Genomic DNA, 22,077 nt, shown 5'->3' with positions numbered 1-22,077 from the left:
GGCATCTACGCCGGCCCCGCCACCGCCACCCCGACCGTCGAGACCACCCCGGTCACCGTCGCGGTCCAGGCCGACAACAAGGCCGACAAGCCGGACATGGGCACGCTGGTCCCGCACGGTGTACAGGGCGAGCAGTCCCGCATCGACCTGTCCGACGAGCAGACCAAGAACGTGAAGGCCATCATCGCGGCGACGAAGAAGGCCGACATGGACGAGCGCGCCGCCGTGGTCGCCATCGCCACCGCACTGCAGGAGTCGAAGCTGGAGAACCTGGGTCACCTCGGTGAGCGCAACGACCACGACTCGCAGGGCCTGTTCCAGCAGCGCCCCAGCTCGGGTTGGGGCACCGTCGAGCAGATCACCGACCCGGAGTACTCCACGATGGCGTTCCTGAAGGGCCTCAAGCAGGTCGACGGCTGGCAGGACATGCCGCTGACCAAGGCCGCCCAGACCGTTCAGGTCTCGGCCTACCCCTTCCACTACGCCCAGTGGGAGCAGCAGGCCGCCGACCTGGTGGCCGAGCACTGGAACAGCTGACCATCACAGACCTTCCTTTAAGGGGGAAACACGCCGCTGGCCGGCACCCGAACACCGGGTGCCGGCCAGCGGCGTCTCCGGACACGGCCTAACGGAGCGGGCGCGTGTGCAGGGCTCGGACGAGCCAGTCGACCGTCGGCAGGAGGCTGTCCGTGGTCGCCGGCCATCCGTTGACGACCGAGAGCAGCTGGAGGTACCGCTCCCGGCGCGGGTCGCGGACGGCCTCCAACCGGCTCAGCAGCCGCCGCCGGAGGTCGACGCCGTCGGGACGGCCACAGAGGCCCGCGTACCGGGCCAGGACCCGTGCGACGACGGGATCCGCTTCCGGCGTGGCGGGGTCGATGCCCGCCGTCAGGGCCGGGTGTACCTCCTCGCGGACCGTGGCGAGGGCGTCGCGGCGTACCCCGGTGGCACCGCCGCCGGCGCGGTCGGCCGCGTAGTGCTCGGCCACCCGTCGCATGCCGGCGCGGAAGTCCGGGTCCCGGGACAGCTCGGCCAGTTCCATCCACGCGGCGACCTGTTCGGCGTCGGGATCGTCCGGCAGTTCCGGAGTCATCGAACGCAAGATCCCCGCGAAGCCGGCGTCGGCGTCGAGACTGCCGAAGACGGCGTCGAGGAACTCGCTGACGAGCTGTCGTCGTTGGTCCGTCGTGAGTCGGGTCAGCCTGTGCATGAGAGCCGTCTCCTCGGCAGTGGTTCCGCGTCGGGCGATAGCGGTGAGCACCGCACGGCGTAGGCGCAGCGTCCGGATCTGCACGGTCAGCGCCTCCGCGTGCGCTGCCGCAACCTCCGAAAGCGGGATGTCCCGGTCCACGACCTTGCGCACCGTGGACAGGTCCAGGCCGAGTTCGCGCAGCGTACGGACGAGGTCGAGACGAGCGAGGGCCTCGGTGCCGTAGCGGCGGTGGCCGACCGGGGTGCGGCCGGTCGGCGGCACGATCCCGTGATCGGAGTAGAACCGGATGGCCTTGACCGTCAGGCCGGTACGCCGGGCGAGGTCACCGATCGAGTAGAGCGCGTCGCCGTCCATGTCCGCCAGCCTCGCGCCTCCCCCTACGGGAGACGCAAGAGGTGATCCGCGGACGCGCCGCACCCGTACCTTCCACGGGGACCGTGAAAGGGGAGACGATGGCGGTGTCGGGGGAGCAGGAGAACCGCCGTCCGGGCGCGGGGGGCGGTGACGTCCCGACACCGGTGACGGACGCCGTGGCGGAGCCGGCCGGGAAGCCCGGAGAGGACGACGCCGCACGGTCCGCGTGGCCGTACTCGGCGCGGCTGCTGATCGCGGCGGCGCTGGTGGTGCTCGCCCTCGGCGGCGTCGCGGTGGTGGTGACGCTCTCCGACCCGCAGCGGTTGGGCATCGCGTTCTCCGGCGGCGAACCGGCCGGGCCACGGACGGGGCCGGTCGGGCGGCCGGCCGCCGAGCCGGGCGGTCTGGGTGCGGCGGCCGAGGCGTCGGCGCGGGAGACCGCGGCGGGCGGGGTCGGTACGGCCCCGCTGGCCGGCCGGCGGCGCGCGACCTTCGAGCTGGTGGACGGGCTGACCCGACTGGACCTGCGGGTCGCGGACCTGGGAGACGAGCTGTACCGGATCGGCACGCCCACGGACGGTGGCCTGCGCGCCGAGGCCGAGGTACGGGGGGACGTGGTCCGGCTGCGGTTCGCCCCGAGTGGCCGGCCCGGTCCGCATTCGGCGGAGGTGGTCCTCAGCTCCGCGGTGACGTGGCGGTTGCGGCTGGCCGGCGGGGTGACCGAGCAACGCCTGGACCTGACCGCCGCCCGGTTGGCCGGAGTGGAACTGGCCGGCGGGGCGACCCGCACGGAGCTGCGACTTCCCGAGATCACCGGCACGGTGACCGTGCGGATGACCGGCGGGATGAACCGCTTCGACGTCGTCGTCCCCGGCACCCCGCCGGTACGGGTCCGGGCCGCCGCCGGGGCCGGTGCGGTCGCCGTCCACGGCGAGCGGACCAGGGGCGTGGCCGCCGGCGCGCTGCTCGGCTCACCAGGCTGGGACCGCTTCACTGACCGGCTGTACGTCGATCTGGTGGCCGGGGTGAACACGGTCACCGTGGCGGGCGCCGGCTGACCCATTGCCGTCGGCCGACCGTGTCCCGGGCGTACAGTCGGGCCGTGGAGCGTACCGAGAAGATGCCGGCACAGACCCGACCACCCGGCGTGGCGACGGTCGATCCCGGCACCGTCCTGCTGCCGGGTCACGACGTGCCACTGGGCCGCTACACGACGGTGCGCCGGCTGCTCCCGCAGCGACAGCGACGGATGGTCGGCGCGTGGTGCTTCGTGGACCACTTCGGCCCGGCCGACGTCTCGCAGCGGCCCGGCATGGAGGTGCCGCCGCACCCGCACTCGGGCCTGCAGACCGTGACCTGGCTGCTCGACGGGGAGGTCGTGCACCGCGACAGCCTCGGCAACACCCGGCCGATCCGGCCCGGCCAGCTCAACGTGATGACCTCCGGCCACGGCATCAGCCACTCGGAGCGGTCGCCGGAGAAGCGCCCGCCGCTGATGCACGGTATGCAGCTGTGGGTGGCCCTGCCGGATCCGGCGCGGGCCGGCGCGGCCGACTTCGCCCATTACGCCGAGCTGCCCCGCTTCGTCGACGGCGACCTCGACGTGACGGTGCTCGTCGGCGAGCTGGCCGGCGAGCGGTCCCCGGCCGTCGTGCACACCCCGCTGCTCGGCGCGCAACTGGAGCTACGGAGCGCGGCCCCGGCGACGCTGCCGCTGCGGCGGGACTTCGAGTACGGGCTGCTGGCCATGTCGGGCTCGGCCCAGGTGGACGGGGTGAGCGTCGAGCCCGGCGCGCTGCTCTACCTCGGCACCGGGCGCGCGGAGCTGACCCTGCGCGGCGAGCCGGGTTCGCGGCTGCTGCTGCTCGGCGGCACGCCGTTCGAGGAGCCGCTGGTGATGTGGTGGAACTTCGTCGGCCGCTCGCACGAGGAGGTCGTCGCCGCCCGGGAGGACTGGATGGCCGGACGGCGGTTCGGCACGGTCGTCGGCGACCCGGCGCCGCCGCTGCCCGCCCCGGAGCTGCCCACCACCCGCCTCAAGGCCCGCGACCGCAACGGCAACCTGCACGGCTGACCGGCAGGCGTGGCCGGCGACCGGACGGGTAGTCGCCGGCATGTCGAGCATCTCCATGTCCCGTACCGAGGACAAGAAGCGCCTGGTCCGCCGCCTGGCCGGCGGCGGGCGCGGATTCGCCGAGCAGTACGGCTTCCGGGTCACCAACAACCCGTCGAGTCTGTTCCAGATCCTCTGCCTGGCCGTGCTGCTGGCCCGCCGGGGTGACTTCCGGCGTGCCGTGGACAGCGCGCACGCCCTTCCCGCCCAGGGTTGGGACAGCGCCGCCCGGCTGGCCCGGTCCCTGCACGCCGACCGGGTCCGGGTGCTGCGCGAGGGCGGTCAGCGCGGTGACGTCGACGCCCTCGCCGACACGCTCGGCGACCTGGCCCGCAGTGTGGTCGAGCAGTACCGGGGCGACCTGCGCCGCCTGCGCGCGGTGGCCCACCACGACCCGGCCCGGGAGCGGGAACTGCTCACCGCGCTGCCCGGTGTGGACGCCGCCGTCGCCGACCTGTTCCTCCGCGAGGCGCAGGCGCTGTGGCGGGAGGTCGCACCCGTCGCCGACCGGCGGGCGCTCGTCGCGGCCCGCCGGCTGGGGCTCGGCCGGTCCGCCGACGACCTCGCGGGGCTGGCCGGCAGCGGCGAGTCCGAGCGACTCGCCTGGCTGGTGGGATCGCTGGCCCGGGTGGACCTGGAGAAGAGCTACGCGGAGCTGAGCACCTGATGGCGGAACGTGCTTCGGCCCACAGTTCTGAAACTGTTACCCGTTCGGATGATGTGTCGTCGTATGATGGTCCCGGCAGTGATGCCCGCCTGGTTCAGGCGTACATCAACCGCCTGGTGGTGAGGTCCCGGTTCGGGGCGCGCAGCATCGGGGACAGGTTCGTGGGGTGGCGCCCCGGGACGCGGTTCGCGACCCGGGGCGCCCCCCTGTCCGCTGCTGTCACGTCCGCAGGCCGGCCCGCCGGATTTCACCCGTGGTCAGCGGGACGCCACCGGCCAGCCCCGGGGCAGTGGCTGGACGGCGGCGGGAAATGCCCGTCACGCAGGGGCCACGCGGCCGGCGCGGGTCCGTATCGCTCAGATGCGGCGCAGGTGCTGCGACACGCGCGTGTGCGGCTCCCGAGCCTGGAGGTTCCGCTGCGTCGCATCGACCTCCGGCGCGGTCTCGATCCTCGCCGAGCGGGCCACCTCGGTGCCGTTGGCGTAGTCGACCGGCGGCAGCGCCCGCAACGCCTTCAGCACGTCCGGCGGGGCACCCTCGCGTTCGGCCTCACGTACCACGTCGTCCTTCTCGGCCGGGTAGTCCAGGCTCGACAGGTACTGCAGCACGTCGGCGTACGTCGCCATGGTGTCGGCTCCTCGTGGCATGGATGCGGTCACGACCGGCGGCGGTTACCCGCCCGCCCGGGTCTCACGCCGCCGGTGTCGGAAAAACCGCGGCCGTTTCCCGGCCCGGGCCGCGGGTAACCGCGGGCCCCGACCAGCCCTTTCGAGGAGTACGTATGAACTACGACACCTTCGTCGTCCAGGTGGCCCGGCGCACCGGTACGTCGTCGGAGCAGGCGGTGGAGCTGACCCGGGCGACGTTGGAGACGCTCGCCGACCGGCTCACCGGCGGCGAGGTGCTGGACCTGGCCGTGCAACTGCCCCAGCCGTTGCAACTGGTGGTGAAGGGCGGTGGGGAGGCGGCGGAGCGTTTCGGCGCGGCCGAGTTCGTGGCCCGGGTGGCGGCGCGCGCCCGGGTCGACGAGGAGACGGCCCGGGGTGCCGCGCGGGCGGTCTTCACGACGCTGCGGGAGGCGATCACCGGCGCCGAGTTCGACGACGTGGCGGTGCAGTTCCCGCGGGACTACCGGGACATGGTGGAGCCGGCGATGGCGCCCGGAGCGACCCTGCGCTACTCCTGACGCGCTCTCAGGCGACGGCGTGGCTCGTGCGGAGGGCGGCGATCCGGTCGGCGTCGAAGCCCGCCTCGGCCAGCAGCTCGTCGGTGTGCTCGCCGGGCTGCGGCGGCGGCCGGCGCAGTGCCGTCGGGGTGCCGGAGAAGCGCGGCGCCGGGGCCGGCTGGACGACGCCGTCCCGCTCCGTGTACGTGCCACGGGCCGCCAGGTGCGGGTGCTCCGGCGCCTCGGTCCAGTCCAGGACGGGAGCCACGCACGCGTCGGACGCGGACAGCAGCGCCGTCCACTCGTCCCGGGTGCGGGTCCGGAAGAGCCGGCCCCACGACTCGCGCAGCGCCGGCCAGTTCGCCGGGTCGGTGCGGTCCAACGCCTCGTCCGGGTACAGCGGGAACCCGGTACGCCGCACCAGTTCGTCGTAGAAGCGCGGCTCCAGCGCGCCCACCGCGAGGTGCTTCCCGTCGGCGCACTCGTACGTGTCGTAGAACGGTGCGCCGCCGTCGAGCAGGTTGACCCCGCGCGGGTCCTGCCACATGCCGAGGCGGCGCAGCGCGTGGATCTGGGTGCTGAGCACCGCCACACCGTCCACGATGGCCGCGTCCACCACCTGGCCGGGGGCGCCGCCGCGCACCGCGTACAGGGCGGAGACCAGGCCCAGGGCGAGCATCATGCCGCCGCCACCGAAGTCACCGAGCAGGTTCATCGGCGGCACCGGACGCTCGCCGGCCCGACCGATGCCGTGCAGCGCGCCGGTCAGCGCCAGGTAGTCGATGTCGTGCCCCGCGTACGGGGCGGCCGGCCCGTCCTGACCCCAGCCGGTCATCCGCCCGTACACCAGCCGGGGGTTGACCGCGTGACAGTGGGCCGGTCCCAGGCCGAGCCGCTCGGTCACTCCCGGCCGGAAGCCCTCGATCAGCGCGTCGGCGCCGGCGACGAGCGCGAGGACCGCCTCCCGCCCACCGGCGGACTTCAGGTCCACCGCGATGGAGCGGCGGCCCCGGTTCAGCAGGTCCGGGTGCGGCGTGCCGAACGCGGCGGGGTCCACGTCGCCCACCCGGTCCACCCGGACCACGTCGGCGCCCAGGTCGGCCAGCATCATCGCGGTGAACGGGCCCGGACCGATGCCGGCCAGCTCGATCACCCGTACGCCGGCGAGGGGCCCGGCCGCCGCGTCGTCCGTCATCGGGCCACCATAGGCGTTTCGCGTTTGCCGGGTAAGGGGCCGGGAACGCGCGGGGGGTGGTGGATCGGGGGAGTGGCGTGATCAGGGTGGCCATGCTGCACGGCCCCGGCCGGCCCGATGCCGACGGCGTCAGTGACTACGTGACGCACCTCGTCGACGCGCTCGGCGAGGTGGACGTCGAGGTGACGCCGGTGCCGCTGCGGCCGACCCGGGAGCGGGGCGGTTGGCGTACGGCCGCCGCCCGGGCCGCCCGCCGGGTCCGCGAGCTGGCCCCGGACCTGGCGCACGTGCAGTTCGCGCCGTCGGCGTACCGGTTCTGCGGCCAGGCCGGACTGCTGCCGTTGCGGCTGCCCCGGCGGGTGCCGCTGGTCACCACCGTCCACGAGTACGGCGGGTGGGCGTGGCCCGGATGGCTGCCCGGCCGCGTCTGGTCGAGGGTGGAGCGGACCGGGCGCTGGGACCGGGAGACCGGCCGGCTGGTGCCGGCCAGCGCGGCGGTGGTTGTCACCAACCCGGGCCACGCGGCCCTGGTGCGGGAGCGCACCGGGCGCGAACCCACGTACGTCCCGATCGCCCCGAACGTCGTCGACGAGGTCGGCGCGGCCACCGCCGGGCACCGGCTGCGGGCGGAGCTGGGCCTGCCCGAGGGTGCGCCGGTGCTGGTCTTCTTCGGCTTCGTGCACCCGGTGAAGGGGGTGCGCTACCTCATCGAGGCGTTGCCCGAGCTGCGGCGCACCCACCCCGACCTGCGGCTGCTGGTGGTGGGCGGCTTCGCCTCGCAGGCCCTGCCCGAACCGGAGGCCGGTGCGTTCCGTGCCGAGCTGACCGCGCTCGCCGCCGACCACGGCGTGGCCGGCGCGGTGACCTTCACCGACCACGTGCCGAGGGAGCGGGTCTCGGCCGTGCTGCACGCCGCCGACGTCGCGGTGCTGCCGTTCACCGCCGGGGTGAGCACCAAGAGCGGTGCCCTGCTCGCCGCGCTGGCGCACGGCGTGCCGACCGCCGTCACCGTGCCCGACGAGGACCCGGACGACCTGCACCGCAGCGGGGCGGTGGCGGTGGTCCGGGCTCGCCGGGACAGCGGCGCCATCGCGCGTACGGTGTCCCGGCTGCTCGCCGACCCGGTCCTGCGGCGACGGCTCGCCGAGCGGGGACGCGCGTTCGCCGCCGCGTACTCCTGGCCCCGGGTGGCCGCCGCGCACCGCGACCTCTACGCGCGGACCCTCGGGTGGGCCGGTGCCTGAGCGGTACGCGGACATCCTGGTGGTCGATCTGCTCGGCGGGATCGGCGACCTGCTGATGCTGTTGCCGGCGGTGCACGGGCTGGCCCGTCGCAACCCGGGCGCGCGGCTGCGGGTCCTCACCCACGACCCGGGCGCCGACCTGGTGCGCGTCGACCCGGTGGTGGCCGAGGTGCGCACGCCCCGGCACGACCGCCCCGGCGCCGAGCGGGAGGCGGTCCTGGCGGCCCTCGCGGCGCGGCGGCCCGACCTGGCGGTCAGCACCACCCGCTACGACGGGATCCCGGACCTGCTGGAGGCCGCCGCCACCCGCGCCGTGACGAACCTGTGGCGCGAGCCGCCGCCGGACCAGCCGGTCGGCCACCGCTACCTGGAGATCCTGCACGCCGAGGGGCTGCTGGACCCGGCCGACCGGACGGCCCGGCCCCGGGTGCACATCGGCGACGAGGCGCACCGGGCGGGGGAGCGGACGGTGGCCCGGCTGGTGGGTGAGCCGCTCGCGCCGCCGGTGGTGCTGGTCACCGACGCCGGGATGGCGGTGAAACGCTGGCCGTGGCGGCACTGGCAGACCCTGGCCGGCGAGCTGACCCGGCGCGGCCACCCGGTGCTCACCGTCGGCCCGGTCGACCCCGAGGCACCGCTCGGCGTGCCGCTGCCCCGCGTCGACCTGCCCACCCTCGCCGGGCAGTTCGCCGCCGTGGGACGGCGGGATGGCGTGGTGGTCGGTCCCGACACCGGACCGGTGCGGCTGGCCGCCGCGGCCGGCGCCGCGACCGTCGGGCTGTTCGGACCCACCGACGCGCGGCGGTACGGAACCGGTGACCTCGACCTGCAGGGGCTGCCCGACTGTGCGCACCGACGGCCCACCGCGATCACCGAACAACCCTGCTGGTGGCAGGCGCGGTGCCCGCTGGACCCGGCCGGGCCGGCGTGCATGGCGGACCTGGACGTCGGCACCGTCCTGGCGGCGGTGACCCGGGGCGCGTGACACCCGGCGTGCCCCGCTTGGCGGGCCGACTGAGCCTGGCCTAATGTGGTGGCGGCGAGGGGAGTACTTCCCACGAACCATTCCGGTCAGTACGGCGGGCCTCTGAGCCTTCCCCGGGTGGTTGCCCACGATATGTGGGTGAAGGAGACCTCGAACATGTCACGGTGTTCGAGGAGGCCCCATGTCCGGTCCGTCATATCTTGCTGCCACCGAGATCACCTCGGTGGGTACTCCCACCCTGTGGGGCGTCACCATCGCCGGCGTGCTCGCGCTGCTGGTGCTGGACTTCCTCGTCACCCGCAAGCCGCACGAGGTGTCCCTCCGTGAGGCGCTGGGCTGGTCGGCCTTCTACGTCGCCCTCCCGCTTGCCTTCGGCGCGTGGATCTGGGCCGAGTTCGGCTCGAAGCAGGGCTTCGACTACCTCACCGGCTACCTGGTCGAGAAGTCCCTCTCGGTCGACAACCTGTTCGTCTTCATGCTGCTGCTCGCCGCGTTCGCCGTGCCGGCCGTGCTCGCCCAGCGCGTGCTGCTGTACGGCATCGCCGGTGCGCTGGTCCTGCGCGCGATCTTCATCGCCCTCGGCGCCGCCGCCCTGCAGACCCTCGACTTCGCCTTCCTGCTCTTCGCGGTGATCCTGCTCGTCACCGCGGTGAAGCTGCTGCGCGACGCCCTCTCCGGGCACGAGCAGGAGGTCGACATCAGCAAGATGCGCTCGGTGCGCCTGCTGCGCCGGTTCATGCCGGTCACCGAGGAGTACCAGGGCACGAGGCTGACCGTCCGGGTGGACGGCAAGCGGGCGCTCACCCCGCTGGCGCTGGTCACGGTGGCGGTGCTCGCCACCGACGTGGTCTTCGCCGTCGACTCGGTGCCGGCCGTCTACGGCATCACCGAGGACCCGTACCTGGTCTTCGCCACCAACGCGTTCGCCCTGCTGGGCCTGCGTGCGCTCTACTTCGTCCTGCACGCCGCGCTCAGCCGTCTGGTGCACCTCAGCTACGGCCTGGCGATCATCCTGGCGTTCATCGGCGTCAAGCTGGGCCTGCACTGGGCGCACGGCATCTGGTCGGGCGTGCCGGAGATCCCCACCGAGCTGTCCCTCGCCGTCATCGTCGCCGTTCTCGTCGCCGTTACTCTCACCAGCCTGCGCGCCACCCGCCACGACGGGAAGCGGGAAGAGGTCGTCGTCGAGCAGCGCTGACGTGTCGCCCGCCCCGGCCGTTCTCCGGCCGACGGCACACCGTAGGTGGTACGACTGACGGATGGGAATCGTGTCACCGGGCTTCCAGGGCCGGCCCCGCTCGGCGGAGCCGGCCCTGCCGCCGGGGCAGTACCTGACCGAGGACTTCCCCGTCCTCTCCGCCGGCCCGACACCGAAGGTGCCGACGGAGACCTGGGAGTTCGTCATCACCACCGAGACCGGCGCGGAGTTCCGGTGGACCTGGAACGAGTTGATGACGCTGCCCCAGGAGACCCCGACGGTGGACCTGCACTGCGTCACCCGCTGGTCGAAGCGGGACACCACCTGGGGCGGGGTCTCGCTGGACACCCTCCTCGAGGGCGTGGACACCGACGCCCACTACGCGCAGGCCCACTCGTACGGCGGCTACACCACCAACCTGCCCCTGGCCGACCTGCGCGGCGGGCGGGCCTGGGTGGCCCACACGTACGACGGTGGCCCGCTGCCCGCCGAGCACGGCGGCCCGGCCCGGCTGCTCGTGCCGCACCTGTACCTCTGGAAGTCCGCCAAGTGGGTGCGGGGCATCCGCCTGACGACGAGCGACCAGCCCGGGTTCTGGGAGACCGCCGGCTACCACGACTACGGTGACCCGTGGCGTGAGCAGCGGTACCAGGGCGATTGACCGCCCCGCTGCGGTGGCAGGTCGCCCGGCTCGTCGAGCGCCGGGTCGAGACGCCGACCGCGCACACCCTCGTGCTCGACGTACCCGACTGGCCGGGTCACCTGCCGGGGCAGCACCTCGACGTGCGACTCACCGCCCCGGACGGCTACCAGGCCGGTCGGTCGTACTCGCTGGCCGGCCCCGCCGACGGCAGCCGGATCGAGCTGACCGTGCAGAGGGTCGCCGACGGCGAGGTGTCGCCGTACCTGATCGACGCGTGGACGCAGGGCGACCCGGTGGAGGTGCGTGGGCCGGTCGGCGGCTGGTTCGTCTGGCGGCCCGAGGAGACCGCGCCGGTGCTGCTCGTCGGGGGCGGCTCCGGGGTCGTCCCGCTGATGGCCATGGTCCGCGCCCGCCGCGCCGCCGGCAGCCGGGTGCCGTTCCGGCTGCTCTACTCGGTGCGCACCCCGGCTGACGTGATCTACGCCGACGAACTGCGCCGCCGCGCCCGCGACGACTTCGGCCTCGACGTGGCGTACGTGTACACCCGCGAGGCGCCCGAGGGCTGGCGGGGGGAGCCGCATCGGGTCGGCATCGCGGACGTCAACACGCACGGCTGGCCGCCCGACCTGGAACCGCTCTGCTACGTGTGCGGGCCGACCGGGTTCGTGGAGACGGTGGCCGACCTGCTGGTCGGACTGGGTCACCAGACCCGGCGGGTGAAGACCGAACGGTTCGGACCCGCCGGCTGACGTCGTCGTCACCGGACCGTGGCGACGCAGGAGGGGAAACGATGACCGACATGTCGTACCTGGACGGCAACATGCTGGACGGCCCGCTGCGGGAGCTGTTCGCCGTCGACCTGAGCAGCGCCACCGGCCGCTGCGACCACTGCGGGACGGTTGGCCCGATGGCCGGACTGCAGGTCTATCCGCACGCACCCGGGCTGGTCGGGCGTTGTCCGGTCTGCACCGAGGTGATGCTGCGCCTCGTCCGCGCCCCCGACCGGGCCTGGTTCGACCTGCGCGGCACGACGTTCCTCCAGGTCCCGATGCCCCTGGACCAACCCCACCCCCGCCCCCTCTGACCCCCGCCCCTCCCCGCGCGGGCCCTCTCTCCCTCGCGATCGTGCACTTTTGGTCGCTCGGACAGGGCTTTTGTCGGCTACGGGGCGGCGGGCCGGTGGAGGGATTGGGTTGGACAGGTGGTGGGGGTGCCGGTCAGAGTGTCGGCCGTGAGGTATCTGCGGACGGCCGGCGCGGTCGGGATCCGGCGGCCCCGGCCCGCCGACGAGGCGGAGTTCACCGCCGCCGCCCGGCGCAGCCGGGAACTGCACCACCCGTGGCTGAACGCTCCCGCCGACCCGACGGCGTACGCGGCGTACCTGGCCAAGGTGCGTCGCCGGGACCACTCCGGCTACCTGATCTGCGACCGGGCCAGCGGGGCGATCGCCGGGTACGCGAACATCAGCGCCATCATCCTGGGCGCCCTGCGCGGCGGCTTCCTGGGCTACGCCGCGTTCCTGCCGTTCAGTGGCACGGGACACGCGTCGACCGGCATCGGCCTGGTCGTCGACCACGCGTTCACCGCGCTGGGCCTGCATCGGTTGGAGGCCAACATCCAGCCGGGCAACGAGCCGTCCCGGGCGGTGGCGCGCAAGCTCGGCTTCCGGCTCGAGGGCTTCTCCCCGGACTACCTCTTCATCGACGGGGCCTGGCGCGACCACGAACGCTGGGCGATCACCGCCCCGGCCGACCCACCAGGTCGATCAAGAGGTTTGCGTCAGCATCCGGCGGGAAGCTGACGCGAACCTCTTGATCGACGGGTGAGGTGGGGCGGTCAGCGACCGGGGCCACGCGCTTCCCGGCGCTGGACGCCGAGGCGCTCGATGCGGCCCTGCTTCTGTTCGACGCGCCGTCGCTGCCGGGACGTGAGCTGCTTGCGACCGCTCTGCTGCAGGTAGATCGGCTGTCGTTGGTCGTTCGACATGGGGGTGCTCATGGCCGTTGCCTCCTCGTCGTGCGGGCTCCGAGAGCACCACCGTGCGCCCGTACCGGGTGAGCGGACCCCACCCGATGCGGGTTACCCGGACCCGACCGGTGGTCAGACGCGCGAGGTGAACGCGGCGAGGAAGCGGTACGGAGTGATTACTCCGGCGTTGTCGAAGCAGACCACGTCGACCGCCGCGTCCAGGTCGTACGACCAGGGCTGGGTGAGGTGGCAGTAGTTCGCACCGGCCCCCTGCGCGACCACCTGGGCGTGCGTCTCCTTGACACCGAGCTGCTTGAACGTCGCCAGGTAGCGACCCGCCGGCGCCAGCGCACCGATCGTGTTCGCGCCGACGCCGAGCACCGAATTGTCGTTGGTCGCGCCGCCGACGGCCGTGCCGAGGTAGCCGAAGCGCGTCGGCGGGGCCACCGAGCCGATCACCGACCGCCGCCGGTGGTACGACAGCGTGAAGTCGTTGTTCGTCAGGGTGCCGGTCTGGTCGAAGCAGGACACGTACACCGTCACGTCGGTGCCGGAGGCGAACCAGTTCAGCACCTTGCACCGCCGCGGCCCCGCGTTGGGCTGCACCGCGGTCACCTGCACGTTCCCGGCGAGCACGCCGGCCAGGCCCACCCCGGGAAGCTTCACCGCGTACTGCCCGACGCCCGCCGGTCCGACCCCGTTCGCCGCACCGGTCGAGTTGTACGACTGGGCGAGCGCGGCGCCGGCGGTCACCTGCGCGTACGCGTGTGCGGTGCCGGCGGGCAGCACTCCGGAACTGGTTGTCCACAGCACGGTGAACGGGGTGTCGTCGCGCTCGCCGCCGGGCTTGTGGCACTGCACGTCCACGATCTCGTCCGCCCCGGACTGGTACCACCGCACCACCTCGCAGTAGTGGCCGGTGCGGTTCACCGGCGTCACGTGCGGCACGCCGCGCGACCCGAGGCCGACCTGCGGGAACCGGACCAGGAACCGGCCCGGGGCGAGCTTGGCGCCCTGCGCCCACGCGGCCGGGAAGGCCGTCTTCCAACTGCCCCACTGGCGGGTCGTGTCGAGCACGGTCCACGCCGGCACGGTGGGGTCCTTGACGTACGCGAAGCCCCAGCGGTCGGCGGTGGCCGCCGTGGCCGGGGCGGCCGGCGCGAGGGCACCGGCTGCCAGCGCGGCGGTCAACGCGGCGGCGGCGAGCGGACGGATGCGCATCTGTCCTCCTGTGACGAGAGCCGTTGTCGTCGCAGAGCGTGCGCCGCCACCGAGACGCTCACTGTCCGCTATCGAGCGGTTACCTGTCGGGAGTGCGTCGCTGTCAGCTGCCCGGCTTCGGCAACGCCACCGGAGAGCGGTGCCCGTCGCGCCCCACCGCCCGTACGCCCAAGAAGACGTTGTCCTTCGGCAGGTCGATCGTCGTCTCGGTGACGTCGCCGACCTCGATGACCTTCTGCCACTCCGGCGCGGTGGTCTCCCGCCACACCACCTCGTACCCGGCCAGGTCCGGCTCGTCACCGCGCTGCCAGCGCAACGTCGTGTCGTTGGTGAGGTTGGTGGTCACCACGACCACGCCCTTCGGCGTCCCGGGGGCGCGGGCGAGGGACCAGAGCACCGCGCCGTTGACCCGGGTCACCCGGGTGATGTACGCGAAGTCGCAGAACTCCGGCAGGTCGCCGTACTGCTTGCCGTCGACCAGCCGGACGTCCTGGTGCTGGTGGGCGAAGTCCTCGTTCGGCTCGGTGAAGCGGCCGGCCGGCCAGGCCCTGCTCCTCGCCGGCCACCGCGGCGAACACGATGGTGGCGGCCGGCCGGCGGGTCGCCATCACCCGGGCCAGCTCCATCAGCAGGGCCACGCCGGAGGCGTCGTCGTCGGCGCCGGGTGCATCGCTGACCGCGTCCGAGACGTCGGTGGCGCGGGAGTCGTAGTGCCCGGTCACCACGTACACCCGGTTCGGCGACGTCTCCCCGCGCAGCGTCGCCACGACGTTGGTGATCCGGGCGGCCGTGGGGATCCGGGGCGCCGGCTCCTGCACGTAGGACTGCAGTTCCACCGTCATCCGGTCGTCGGACGCGGCGGCGTACTCCCGCAGGCGGTCGTGGATCCAGTTCCGGGCGGCGCCGATGCTTCCATATCGGCAGCAATGAATCTCTGGGTTCACCCGGACCGGGTGATGACGCCGCTGCCCGCGCCTTCCTACGGTGGGTGCATGGCTGCCGTGCGTCCGACGCCCGTCGAACCGTGCCCCGGCGTGACCACACCGAGCCGGGAGCCCGGGGACCAGCGCGCCATGCCACCGGAGCTGGGCACGAACTCGATCGCCGTGGTCAGTGGCCCCACGTTCATGTACTCCGACACCTGTGGGGACGTGCCGCCGGGCAGCATCGGTGGGCTCGTCCACCTGGACACCCGCCTGCTCAGCGGCTGGGTGGTCACCGTCAACGGGGCCCGGCTGCTGGCGCTGCGTGGGGAGACGATCGACCACTACTCGGCCGAGTTCATGCTCACCAACCCCGGGACATCCGACCTGCCGCCGGACAGCCTCGCCGCCCGCCGCCTGCGCTACGTCGCAGACAACTTCCACGAGCGGATCGAGATGCTGTCCTTCGGGGCCGAGCCGGTCCGCGTGGAGCTGCGGCTGTCCGTCGGTGCGGACTTCGCTGACCTGTTCGAGATCAAGTCCGGGGTACGGGACCGCTCGGGCCGGATCGCCCGCTCGCACACGTCGGAGGAGCTGTGCTTCCGCTACGCGGCCGACGGGTTCGACGCCTCCGCCCGTGTCCGCTGCGACCCGCCAGCCACCCGCGTCGAGGGCGACGACCTGGTCTGGGAGATCGACCTCGCATCCCGCGAGGGATGGCAGGTCGACCTCGTCGTTCCTCTGCCGAAGGGGAACCGCGTGATGATCGATCCCCTCGGTGGGGACATCGCCCAGGTGGTCCACCGGTCCACCGACAACCCGCTGCGCCGCTGGGTGGAGGGGCGGACCGTCCTGCACAGCGACAATCCGGTGGTGGAGCGAACCACCAACCGCTCCCGCTTCGACCTCGCCGCCCTCCGGCTCGACCTGGAGATCCGCGGGCAGCGGGTGATGTTGCCCGGTGCCGGCCTGCCGTGGTTCCTCACCGTGTTCGGCCGGGACACGCTGATCACCGCGTACCAGACCCTGGTGGCCGGGCCGGCCCTGGCGAAGGGGGCGCTCGTGGCGCTCGCCGGGCTCCAGGGGCGCACCTGCGACGACTTCACCGACGAGGAGCCGGGCAAGATCCTGCACGAGTTCCGCAGTGGCGAGCTGACCCGTACCGGCGTCAAGCCGTACAACCCCAACTACGGCACCGCCGACGCCACCCAGCTCTGGTTGATCCTGCTGTCGGAGTACTGGCGGTGGAGTGGGGATGACGACCTGGTCCGGTCGCTGCGCGACAACGCCCTCGCGGCGCTGCGCTGGATCGACGAGTTCGGAGACCGTGACGGCGACGGCTACGTCGAGTACGGCACCCGCTCACCCGAGGGGCTGGGCAACCAGTGCTGGCGGGACTCCCCGGACGGGGTGTGCTTCTCCGACGGGCGGATCCCGGTGCTGCCGATCGCCACCAGCGACCTGCAGGGCTACACGTACGACGCGAAGCTCCGCCTCGCCGAGCTGGCGGACGGTCCGCTGGCCGACCCCACGCTGGCGCAGCGACTGCGCGCGGACGCCGCCGACCTCTTCGACCGGTTCAACCGCGACTTCTGGATCGAGGAGCGGGGCGGCTTCTACGCCACCGGCCTCGACGGGGACAAGAACCGCATCGACTCGAAGACCTCCAACATGGGTCACCTGTTGTGGAGCGGCATCGTGCCCCCCGAGCACGCCGGGGCGGTGGTCCGCCAGCTGATGCACCCGGACATGTTCTCCGGTTGGGGCATCCGCACCCTGTCCCGGGAGGACCGGCCGTACCGGGCGCTCGGATACCACCTCGGCACCGTCTGGCCGCACGACAACTCCCTCGCCGTGCTGGGGCTGGCCCGCTACGGCTACCGCGCCGAGGCCAACCGGGTCAGCATGGCACTGCTGGAGGCGGCCGAGCAGTTCGACCACCGGCTGCCGGAGGCGCTCAGCGGGTACGCCCGTGAGCGGACCCTGTTCGCCGTTCCATACCCCACCGCGTGCAGCCCGCAGGCGTGGGCGGCGGGTGCGCCGCTGGCGCTGGCGCGGGCCATGGTGGGGCTCAACCCGGTCGACGGCCGTCTGACCGTCGACCCGGACATTCCGCCCGAGGTGGGCCGGATCACCGTCGAGCGGGTCCGCGCCTTCGGGCAGGTGTGGGAGGTGGAGGCCGTGGGCCGCGCCGGGCACGTCCGGCTCGCCCAGGGCTGAGGGCGCCGGCCGGCCGTCGGGTGGCCACACCCCTGCGATTGTTGCCCGACCTGCCACGTTTGTCCGCCCCGGCGATGGGAACGGGGCCGAAATGACGAAACCTCGTGTGGTGATCGTGGGGGCCGGGTTCGCCGGTTACCACGCGGCGAAGACGCTGAGCCGGCTGGCGAAGGGCCGGGCCGAGATCGTGGTCCTCAACGCCACCGACTACTTCCTCTACCTGCCGCTGCTGCCCGAGGTGGCGGCCGGTGTGGTCGAGCCGACCCGGATCTCCGTGCCGCTCGCGGGGACCCTGCCCGGCGTACGGGTCGTCGTCGGCGAGGCCGACCACGTCGACCTGCAGAACCGCTGGGTCGGCTTCACCCAACCCGAGGGGGACCACAACCGCCTCGCGTACGACCGGCTGGTGCTCGCCGTCGGCAGCGTCAACAAGCTGCTGCCCATCCCCGGCGTGACCGAGTACGCGCACGGCTTCCGCAGCCTGCCCGAGGCGCTGTTCCTGCACGACCACGTCGTCCGGCAGATCGAGCTGGCCGAGCAGGCGGAGGACCCGGACGAGCAGCGGGCCCGCGCCACCTTCGTGGTCGTCGGCGCCGGCTACACCGGCACCGAGGTCGCCGCGCACGGGCAACTCTTCACCGACGCCCTGACCCGCCACCGGACCCGCCTCAAGATCCGTCCCCGGTGGATGCTGCTGGACGTCGCCCCGCGTGCGCTGCCCGAATTGAACGAGCGCATGTCGAAGACCGCCCACAGGGTGCTCGACCGGCGCGGCGTCGACGTCCGGATGGGCACCTCGGTCGCGGAGGCCACCGCGGACGGGGTCAAGCTCACCGACGGCGACTACGTCCCGACCTGCACCCTGGTCTGGTGCGTGGGCGTGCGCCCCGACCCGTTCGTCTCCCACCTGGGCCTGCGTACCGAGAAGGGGCGCCTCGTCACCGACGAGTTCCTGAACGTCCCCGGCTTCCCCGAGGTGTACGCCTGCGGCGACGCCGCAGCGGTGCCCGACGTGACCCGTCCCGGCGAGATCTGCACCATGACCGCCCAGCACGCCCAGCGGCAGGGCAAGCTGGCCGCGCGCAACATCGCCGCCTCGTACGGGATGGGGCGGCGCAGGACGTACAAGCACCACGACCTCGGTTGGGTGGTCGACCTCGGGGGCAAGGACGCCGCCGCGAACCCGCTCCAGGTGCCGCTGGCCGGGCTGCCCGCCAAGGCCGTCACCCGGGGCTACCACCTGCTGGCCATGCCCGGCAACCGGGCGCGCGTCGGCGCCGACTGGCTCCTCGACGCCGCCCTGACCCGCCCGGCCGTGCAACTCGGTCTCGTCCCGGCGAACACCGTCCCACTGGAGAGCTCCTCACCCGAGATCCCCGTCCACGCCACCCGCTGACCAGGCCCGCGCCCCCGCCCACCCCGCGCGCCGCGCCCCGACCAGCCCCGCGATCTTGCATGTTCTGTCGGTGCGTAACGAACATTAGAGCCCATAACAGCGACCGAAAGTGCAAGATCGCCGGCGTGGGCGGGGCCGGGCGGGGCGGGCGGGGTCAGGGTTCGGTGGTGAGGGTGGCGTCGGTGGCGGGGCGGGCGCCGGCCGTGAACGCCTCCAGGGCCGCGCCGTGCAGGACACCTCCCGGTACGTCGTCGCGGGCGGCGCGGGCCGTCAGGCGGGTCACCGGCAGCCGTCCGGGGCGGGCCGCGGCGGCGAGCACCACGTTGCCGTACCGCCGGCCGCGCAGCATCCGCCGGTCGGCGACCAGGCACACGTCGCCGAAGACGGCCCGTAGGGTCGCGACCTGCACCCGGGCGAAGACCAGCGGGGGAAGGTCGGTCACGTTCACCAGGTACACGCCGTCGGGACGCAGGATGCGGGCCACCTCGGTCACGAACTCGACGCCGGCGACGTGCGCCGGCATGCGGGCGGCCCGGTAGATGTCGGCGAGCACCAGGTCGTACCGGCCGGCGGGAGCGGCGGTGACCGCCTCGCGGGCGTCGGCGACCTGGACTGTGACGTCGCCGGGCAGGGCGGGCAGCTCGCGGGCCACCAGGTCGACGACCGTCGGGTCCCGCTCGACCACCCGTTGGCGCGATCCGGGCCGGGTCGCGGCCAGGTAGCGGGGGAGTGTCAACGCACCACCGCCCAGGTGCAGGACCTCCAGGGTCCGACCGGCCGGCGCCACGAGGTCCGCGACGGCGGCCATCCGCCGGACGTACTCGAAGTGCAGGTGCCGGGGATCGGCCAGGTCCACGTAGGACTGTTCGACCCCGTCGGCGAGCAGCAGGCGCCCGGTCGGGCGGGCCGGGTCGGCGACCAGCCGTAGCCGTTCGTCGCCGCGTTCCATGCCGGGCACGCTAGACCATCACGCGTCGGCGACGGGCCGGTGGGCGTGCACCCACCGGCCCGCCGACGTGCCGGGTCAGCCGCTCGCCATCCCGGCGCCCGCCTCCTCGATCGCGTCGTCGATCGCGTGTGCCAGGTCGACGTCCTGGGCGGTCACCGCGCCCGCCTGCCGGGACCGTACGGTCAGCACAGCGGTCGTGGCGTCGGGCCGCCCGATGCGCGGACCACGACCGGTCTCCATCCGGAGCCGGTCCAGCCGGTCGAGGACCCGGTCCAGGTTGTCCGGCGGCAGTTCGACGGTCCGCGTCAGCGCCTCGGTGTTGCCCGACCAGTACGGCAACCCGTTCAGCGCCTCGTGGACCTCGTCACCGCGCAACGGCGGGGTGCTGCTCGTCGGACCGACCACACCGCCGCCGGGGTCCGGCGGGGCCAGCAGGTCCCGCAGCCCGTCCGGTACGTGCAGCGACTCGACCAGGTCGCCGTCGCGGGCGGCCAGCGCGGCGAGTGTCGCCGACGCCTGGTAGCGCGCCTGCTCCGGGCTGCGGCCACTGAGCCGGCCGACCTCGGCCAGGAAGCCCGGCAGGTCGGCGTGGCTCCGCACCCCGTCGACCGGTGTGACGTCGTGCAGGGACATGGGCACCGCCTCCAGCAGCCGGCGCCGCTCACCCTCGTCGAGCGCCCAGGCCAGGGCCAGCACGGTGGCCTCCGCACCGACCTTCGCCGTACGGAAGTCGACGCCGGCCCGGCGACCCACGTCGTCGACCAGATCGCGGTAACCCGTCCTGGTCACCCCGGGAGTGTCCGAGGCGGGGCCGGGACGCGGCCAGGTGGTCTCCGGCACGGCGGCGGGCGGCGGCGCGGGACCGCCACGGGTGGCGTCCGGCTTGCGGAGTCGACCGGCCGGGGGCGGGCCCATCCGCCGACCCTTGTCGAGGTGGGTGAGCTGCTTGGAGGCGCTCAGGCTGGCACCGGTCTTGCTGGGCGGCAGGCCGCGTTCCCGTGCCTCGCGGGCCAGGGCCCGACGGCGCTGGTTGTCGCCCTCCATCTGCTTGCGCATGGTGACACCTCGCTTCGGCTGGGCGTGCGTACTTCCGTCGGTCGCCTTCCCGCCGGGACCGGGGAAGTAACGGGCCGGAACCGGTCGCCGGCGGGGTGCGGACGGCGCAAAGAAGCTTCATCCCGGGCGGGTGATGGGGGGTCACCCGACGCCGGCCCACGATGACGGTGGACCGGGGAACTTCCGAGGTACGCGGAAGGAAAGGTCGTGATGAAGAGGATCGTCGAGATCGTTCCCGCCCGACCCGGCTGGTACGCCCGCTGGCGGCTCTCGCCCGAGGACACCCGCTGTTACGCGGTCAGCCTGTGGGCGCTGCTGGAGAACGCGGACGGCACCGGTCGTGAGGTGGTCGGCGTGGACTGCATCGGCCAGTGGCCGGGCGCGGACGACAACGAGGCGGGTGGGGAGTTCGTCCGCTATCTCTTCCAGACACCGGATTCCGGCTCACCGGAGGACGTCGAGCCGCCCCGGACCGAACAGCAGCGGACGACCGGACCACGACTGCAACCGGTCACCGCGCCCTGAACCACACTCCGGGCCCCCGACCCCTGGTCCCAGGGTCGGGGGCCACCCCCCGCCCGGCCTGGATCCGGGTCCCGTCCGGTCAGCCGACCTCGCGCAGGCCGCCGTCCGCGCTGCGCTCGACGGCCAGCAGCTCGACGAGACCGGTGCGGTCGAGGAGCTGCTGAAGCTGCGGGCTGACGCCGGCCAGGCGTACCGGGCCGGTGCCCGCGCGGTGCACCACCACGAACGCGCTCAGGCCGGACGAGTCGCAGAGCCCGACCCCCGCGAGGTCGATCACCAGGTCGTGACAGCCGTCCCGGCGCAGCTCGGCGACCACGTCGACGAGCTCCGGCGCGGTGTCGTAGTCCAGGTCACCGGTCAGCCGCAGCCGGGCACGCCCGGCGGCGAGCCGGGTCACCTCGATGGTCAACAGCTGGTGCGCCATGACTCCATGTTCCCAGCACGACGGCGAATGGCAAAACACGGGGGAGTCGGCTTTCCCGGCCCGGACCCGCGAGGGGTACCGGCAGACCGGCCTGGGCGGCGTTCAGGCCTGGCGTTGCGCGTGCGTTTCCACCTGCGCGTCGCCCATCGGGCGCTCCAGCAGGCCCATGACGCCCGTCATGTCCAGGATCGTCTCCAGGAAGCGGGGGACGGCGCGCAGCTCGATGGCGGTGCCGGCCTGCTGCCCTTCGCGCCAGGCGTGCACGATGACGCCGAGGCCGGTGCTGTCGATGAACTCCAGTCCGGCGAAGTCCAGGACGAGCACCCGGGGCGCGTCGGCGAGCGCCCGCTCGACCTCGTACCTCAGCGGGGTGGCCGTGGTGTAGGCCAGGTCGCCCCCGACCATGATGAGCGGGGCGCCCGGATCCGATCGATCGACAGACATGGTCAGCGGCACCGTCTCCGCCTTCCTCCCGTGGGATGACACTCTCAACGCCTTTCCGCAGGCGGCCGCAGGGGCCGAGGGGATCGTAACAACGCCCGTGCGGACCCGCCCGGTGCGTGCCCGGCGGCCACGAGGGCGTGGGGTGGCGGAACCGGCAGACCGGCGTAGGGTGGG

The 22,077-nt window shown here is 73.4% G+C and carries 25 protein-coding genes and 1 pseudogene; 15 read left to right on the top strand and 11 right to left on the bottom strand.

Translation table 11 applies throughout. The features are described 5' to 3' along the window. Positions 1-537 (top strand): hypothetical protein (locus ACTMSW_RS14175; RefSeq protein WP_441181052.1); only part of this gene is annotated, 537 nt, incomplete at its 5' end. A gap of 88 nt (positions 538-625) precedes the next feature. On the opposite strand, the gene ACTMSW_RS14170 is transcribed toward ACTMSW_RS14175, so the two are convergent. Next, on the bottom strand, positions 626-1,567 hold the full coding sequence (locus ACTMSW_RS14170) for a MerR family transcriptional regulator (protein WP_441181051.1): 942 nt from the start codon (positions 1,565-1,567) through the stop codon (positions 626-628). A gap of 98 nt (positions 1,568-1,665) precedes the next feature. Between ACTMSW_RS14170 and ACTMSW_RS14165 the strand changes: the two genes are divergently transcribed. The 3 genes from ACTMSW_RS14165 to ACTMSW_RS14155 are packed head-to-tail and all read left to right on the top strand — an operon-like array spanning position 1,666 to position 4,347. Next, positions 1,666-2,625: a hypothetical protein gene (locus ACTMSW_RS14165; RefSeq protein WP_441181050.1), complete on the top strand. Its 960-nt coding sequence runs from the start codon at positions 1,666-1,668 to the stop codon at positions 2,623-2,625. A 44-nt stretch (positions 2,626-2,669) separates the two neighbouring features. Next, complete coding sequence (locus tag ACTMSW_RS14160; RefSeq protein ID WP_441181049.1) at positions 2,670-3,641, top strand: pirin family protein; 972 nt, start codon at positions 2,670-2,672, stop codon at positions 3,639-3,641. Between the two features lie 55 nt (positions 3,642-3,696). Then, complete coding sequence (locus ACTMSW_RS14155; RefSeq protein ID WP_441181068.1) at positions 3,697-4,347, top strand: hypothetical protein; 651 nt, start codon at positions 3,697-3,699, stop codon at positions 4,345-4,347. A 356-nt stretch (positions 4,348-4,703) separates the two neighbouring features. Here ACTMSW_RS14155 and ACTMSW_RS14150 read toward each other — a convergent pair whose 3' ends face one another. After that, the gene (locus tag ACTMSW_RS14150; RefSeq protein ID WP_441181048.1) at positions 4,704-4,973 is read right to left on the bottom strand and encodes a DUF2795 domain-containing protein; all 270 of its coding nucleotides are present in this window, start codon (positions 4,971-4,973) and stop codon (positions 4,704-4,706) included. Positions 4,974-5,128: 155 nt separating this feature from the next. On the opposite strand from ACTMSW_RS14150, the gene ACTMSW_RS14145 reads away from it, so the two are divergent. Continuing rightward, on the top strand, positions 5,129-5,533 hold the full coding sequence (locus tag ACTMSW_RS14145) for a DUF2267 domain-containing protein (RefSeq protein ID WP_441181047.1): 405 nt from the start codon (positions 5,129-5,131) through the stop codon (positions 5,531-5,533). 7 nt (positions 5,534-5,540) lie between these two features. Here the strand turns inward: ACTMSW_RS14145 and ACTMSW_RS14140 are convergent, their stop codons facing one another. Then, a complete protein-coding gene (locus ACTMSW_RS14140) occupies positions 5,541-6,707 on the bottom strand; it encodes a CaiB/BaiF CoA transferase family protein (protein ID WP_441181046.1) in 1,167 nt (388 codons plus the stop codon). A gap of 56 nt (positions 6,708-6,763) precedes the next feature. On the opposite strand from ACTMSW_RS14140, the gene ACTMSW_RS14135 reads away from it, so the two are divergent. The 7 genes from ACTMSW_RS14135 to ACTMSW_RS14105 all read left to right on the top strand — a co-directional run bounded on the left by ACTMSW_RS14135 (position 6,764) and on the right by ACTMSW_RS14105 (position 12,578). Beyond that, positions 6,764-7,951 (top strand): glycosyltransferase family 4 protein, encoded by a 1,188-nt coding sequence (locus ACTMSW_RS14135; RefSeq protein ID WP_441181045.1) that lies wholly within the window; start codon positions 6,764-6,766, stop codon positions 7,949-7,951. Next, complete coding sequence (locus ACTMSW_RS14130) at positions 7,944-8,936, top strand: glycosyltransferase family 9 protein (protein WP_441181044.1); 993 nt, start codon at positions 7,944-7,946, stop codon at positions 8,934-8,936. Before ACTMSW_RS14135 ends, ACTMSW_RS14130 begins: the two co-directional genes overlap by 8 nt. 181 nt (positions 8,937-9,117) lie before the next feature. Further along, on the top strand, positions 9,118-10,134 hold the full coding sequence (locus ACTMSW_RS14125) for a TerC/Alx family metal homeostasis membrane protein (protein ID WP_441181043.1): 1,017 nt from the start codon (positions 9,118-9,120) through the stop codon (positions 10,132-10,134). A gap of 61 nt (positions 10,135-10,195) precedes the next feature. Then, complete coding sequence (locus tag ACTMSW_RS14120) at positions 10,196-10,795, top strand: sulfite oxidase-like oxidoreductase (protein ID WP_441181042.1); 600 nt, start codon at positions 10,196-10,198, stop codon at positions 10,793-10,795. Next, positions 10,792-11,526, top strand: coding sequence for a ferredoxin reductase (locus ACTMSW_RS14115; RefSeq protein ID WP_441181041.1), 735 nt, complete (start codon positions 10,792-10,794; stop codon positions 11,524-11,526). Before ACTMSW_RS14120 ends, ACTMSW_RS14115 begins: the two co-directional genes overlap by 4 nt. Before the next feature lie 41 nt (positions 11,527-11,567). Continuing rightward, the gene (locus ACTMSW_RS14110; protein WP_441181040.1) at positions 11,568-11,861 is read left to right on the top strand and encodes a DUF6510 family protein; all 294 of its coding nucleotides are present in this window, start codon (positions 11,568-11,570) and stop codon (positions 11,859-11,861) included. A gap of 147 nt (positions 11,862-12,008) precedes the next feature. Next, the gene (locus tag ACTMSW_RS14105; RefSeq protein ID WP_441181039.1) at positions 12,009-12,578 is read left to right on the top strand and encodes a GNAT family N-acetyltransferase; all 570 of its coding nucleotides are present in this window, start codon (positions 12,009-12,011) and stop codon (positions 12,576-12,578) included. Positions 12,579-12,613: 35 nt separating this feature from the next. Here ACTMSW_RS14105 and ACTMSW_RS14100 read toward each other — a convergent pair whose 3' ends face one another. From ACTMSW_RS14100 to ACTMSW_RS14085, 4 genes and pseudogenes are all read right to left on the bottom strand, one after another. Beyond that, complete coding sequence (locus tag ACTMSW_RS14100) at positions 12,614-12,775, bottom strand: hypothetical protein (protein ID WP_441181038.1); 162 nt, start codon at positions 12,773-12,775, stop codon at positions 12,614-12,616. A 102-nt stretch (positions 12,776-12,877) separates the two neighbouring features. Beyond that, positions 12,878-13,966, bottom strand: coding sequence for a hypothetical protein (locus tag ACTMSW_RS14095; RefSeq protein WP_441181037.1), 1,089 nt, complete (start codon positions 13,964-13,966; stop codon positions 12,878-12,880). 103 nt (positions 13,967-14,069) lie between these two features. Then, the gene (locus tag ACTMSW_RS14090; protein ID WP_441181070.1) at positions 14,070-14,384 is read right to left on the bottom strand and encodes a hypothetical protein; all 315 of its coding nucleotides are present in this window, start codon (positions 14,382-14,384) and stop codon (positions 14,070-14,072) included. A gap of 178 nt (positions 14,385-14,562) precedes the next feature. Beyond that, positions 14,563-14,808, bottom strand: a pseudogene (locus tag ACTMSW_RS14085) (M28 family peptidase); the annotation flags it as partial. Positions 14,809-15,000: 192 nt separating this feature from the next. Between ACTMSW_RS14085 and ACTMSW_RS14080 the strand changes: the two are divergent. Then, positions 15,001-17,109, top strand: coding sequence for an amylo-alpha-1,6-glucosidase (locus ACTMSW_RS14080; RefSeq protein ID WP_441181036.1), 2,109 nt, complete (start codon positions 15,001-15,003; stop codon positions 17,107-17,109). A 91-nt stretch (positions 17,110-17,200) separates the two neighbouring features. After that, the gene (locus ACTMSW_RS14075; protein ID WP_441181035.1) at positions 17,201-18,505 is read left to right on the top strand and encodes an NAD(P)/FAD-dependent oxidoreductase; all 1,305 of its coding nucleotides are present in this window, start codon (positions 17,201-17,203) and stop codon (positions 18,503-18,505) included. A 154-nt stretch (positions 18,506-18,659) separates the two neighbouring features. Here the strand turns inward: ACTMSW_RS14075 and ACTMSW_RS14070 are convergent, their stop codons facing one another. Then, positions 18,660-19,454: a spermidine synthase gene (locus ACTMSW_RS14070; RefSeq protein ID WP_441181034.1), complete on the bottom strand. Its 795-nt coding sequence runs from the start codon at positions 19,452-19,454 to the stop codon at positions 18,660-18,662. 75 nt (positions 19,455-19,529) lie between these two features. Then, positions 19,530-20,510: a DUF2267 domain-containing protein gene (locus tag ACTMSW_RS14065; protein ID WP_441181033.1), complete on the bottom strand. Its 981-nt coding sequence runs from the start codon at positions 20,508-20,510 to the stop codon at positions 19,530-19,532. Positions 20,511-20,720: 210 nt separating this feature from the next. Here ACTMSW_RS14065 and ACTMSW_RS14060 point away from each other — a divergent pair, with 210 nt between their 5' ends. Further along, positions 20,721-21,035, top strand: coding sequence for a hypothetical protein (locus ACTMSW_RS14060; RefSeq protein ID WP_441181067.1), 315 nt, complete (start codon positions 20,721-20,723; stop codon positions 21,033-21,035). Positions 21,036-21,114: 79 nt separating this feature from the next. Here ACTMSW_RS14060 and ACTMSW_RS14055 read toward each other — a convergent pair whose 3' ends face one another. Both ACTMSW_RS14055 and ACTMSW_RS14050 read right to left on the bottom strand, forming a co-directional pair. Continuing rightward, on the bottom strand, positions 21,115-21,459 hold the full coding sequence (locus ACTMSW_RS14055) for an STAS domain-containing protein (RefSeq protein WP_441181032.1): 345 nt from the start codon (positions 21,457-21,459) through the stop codon (positions 21,115-21,117). Positions 21,460-21,561: 102 nt separating this feature from the next. Continuing rightward, entirely contained in the window at positions 21,562-21,903 is a 342-nt protein-coding gene (locus ACTMSW_RS14050; protein WP_441181031.1) for an STAS domain-containing protein, read from the bottom strand. Between the last annotated feature and the right edge of the window lie 174 nt (positions 21,904-22,077).

Origin of the sequence: Micromonospora sp. BQ11 (assembly GCF_052068135.1) — a bacterium.
Taxonomy (GTDB): domain Bacteria; phylum Actinomycetota; class Actinomycetes; order Mycobacteriales; family Micromonosporaceae; genus Micromonospora.
Note: the sequence above shows the minus strand (reverse complement) of the source record. Positions and strands in the feature narration are given on the sequence as shown.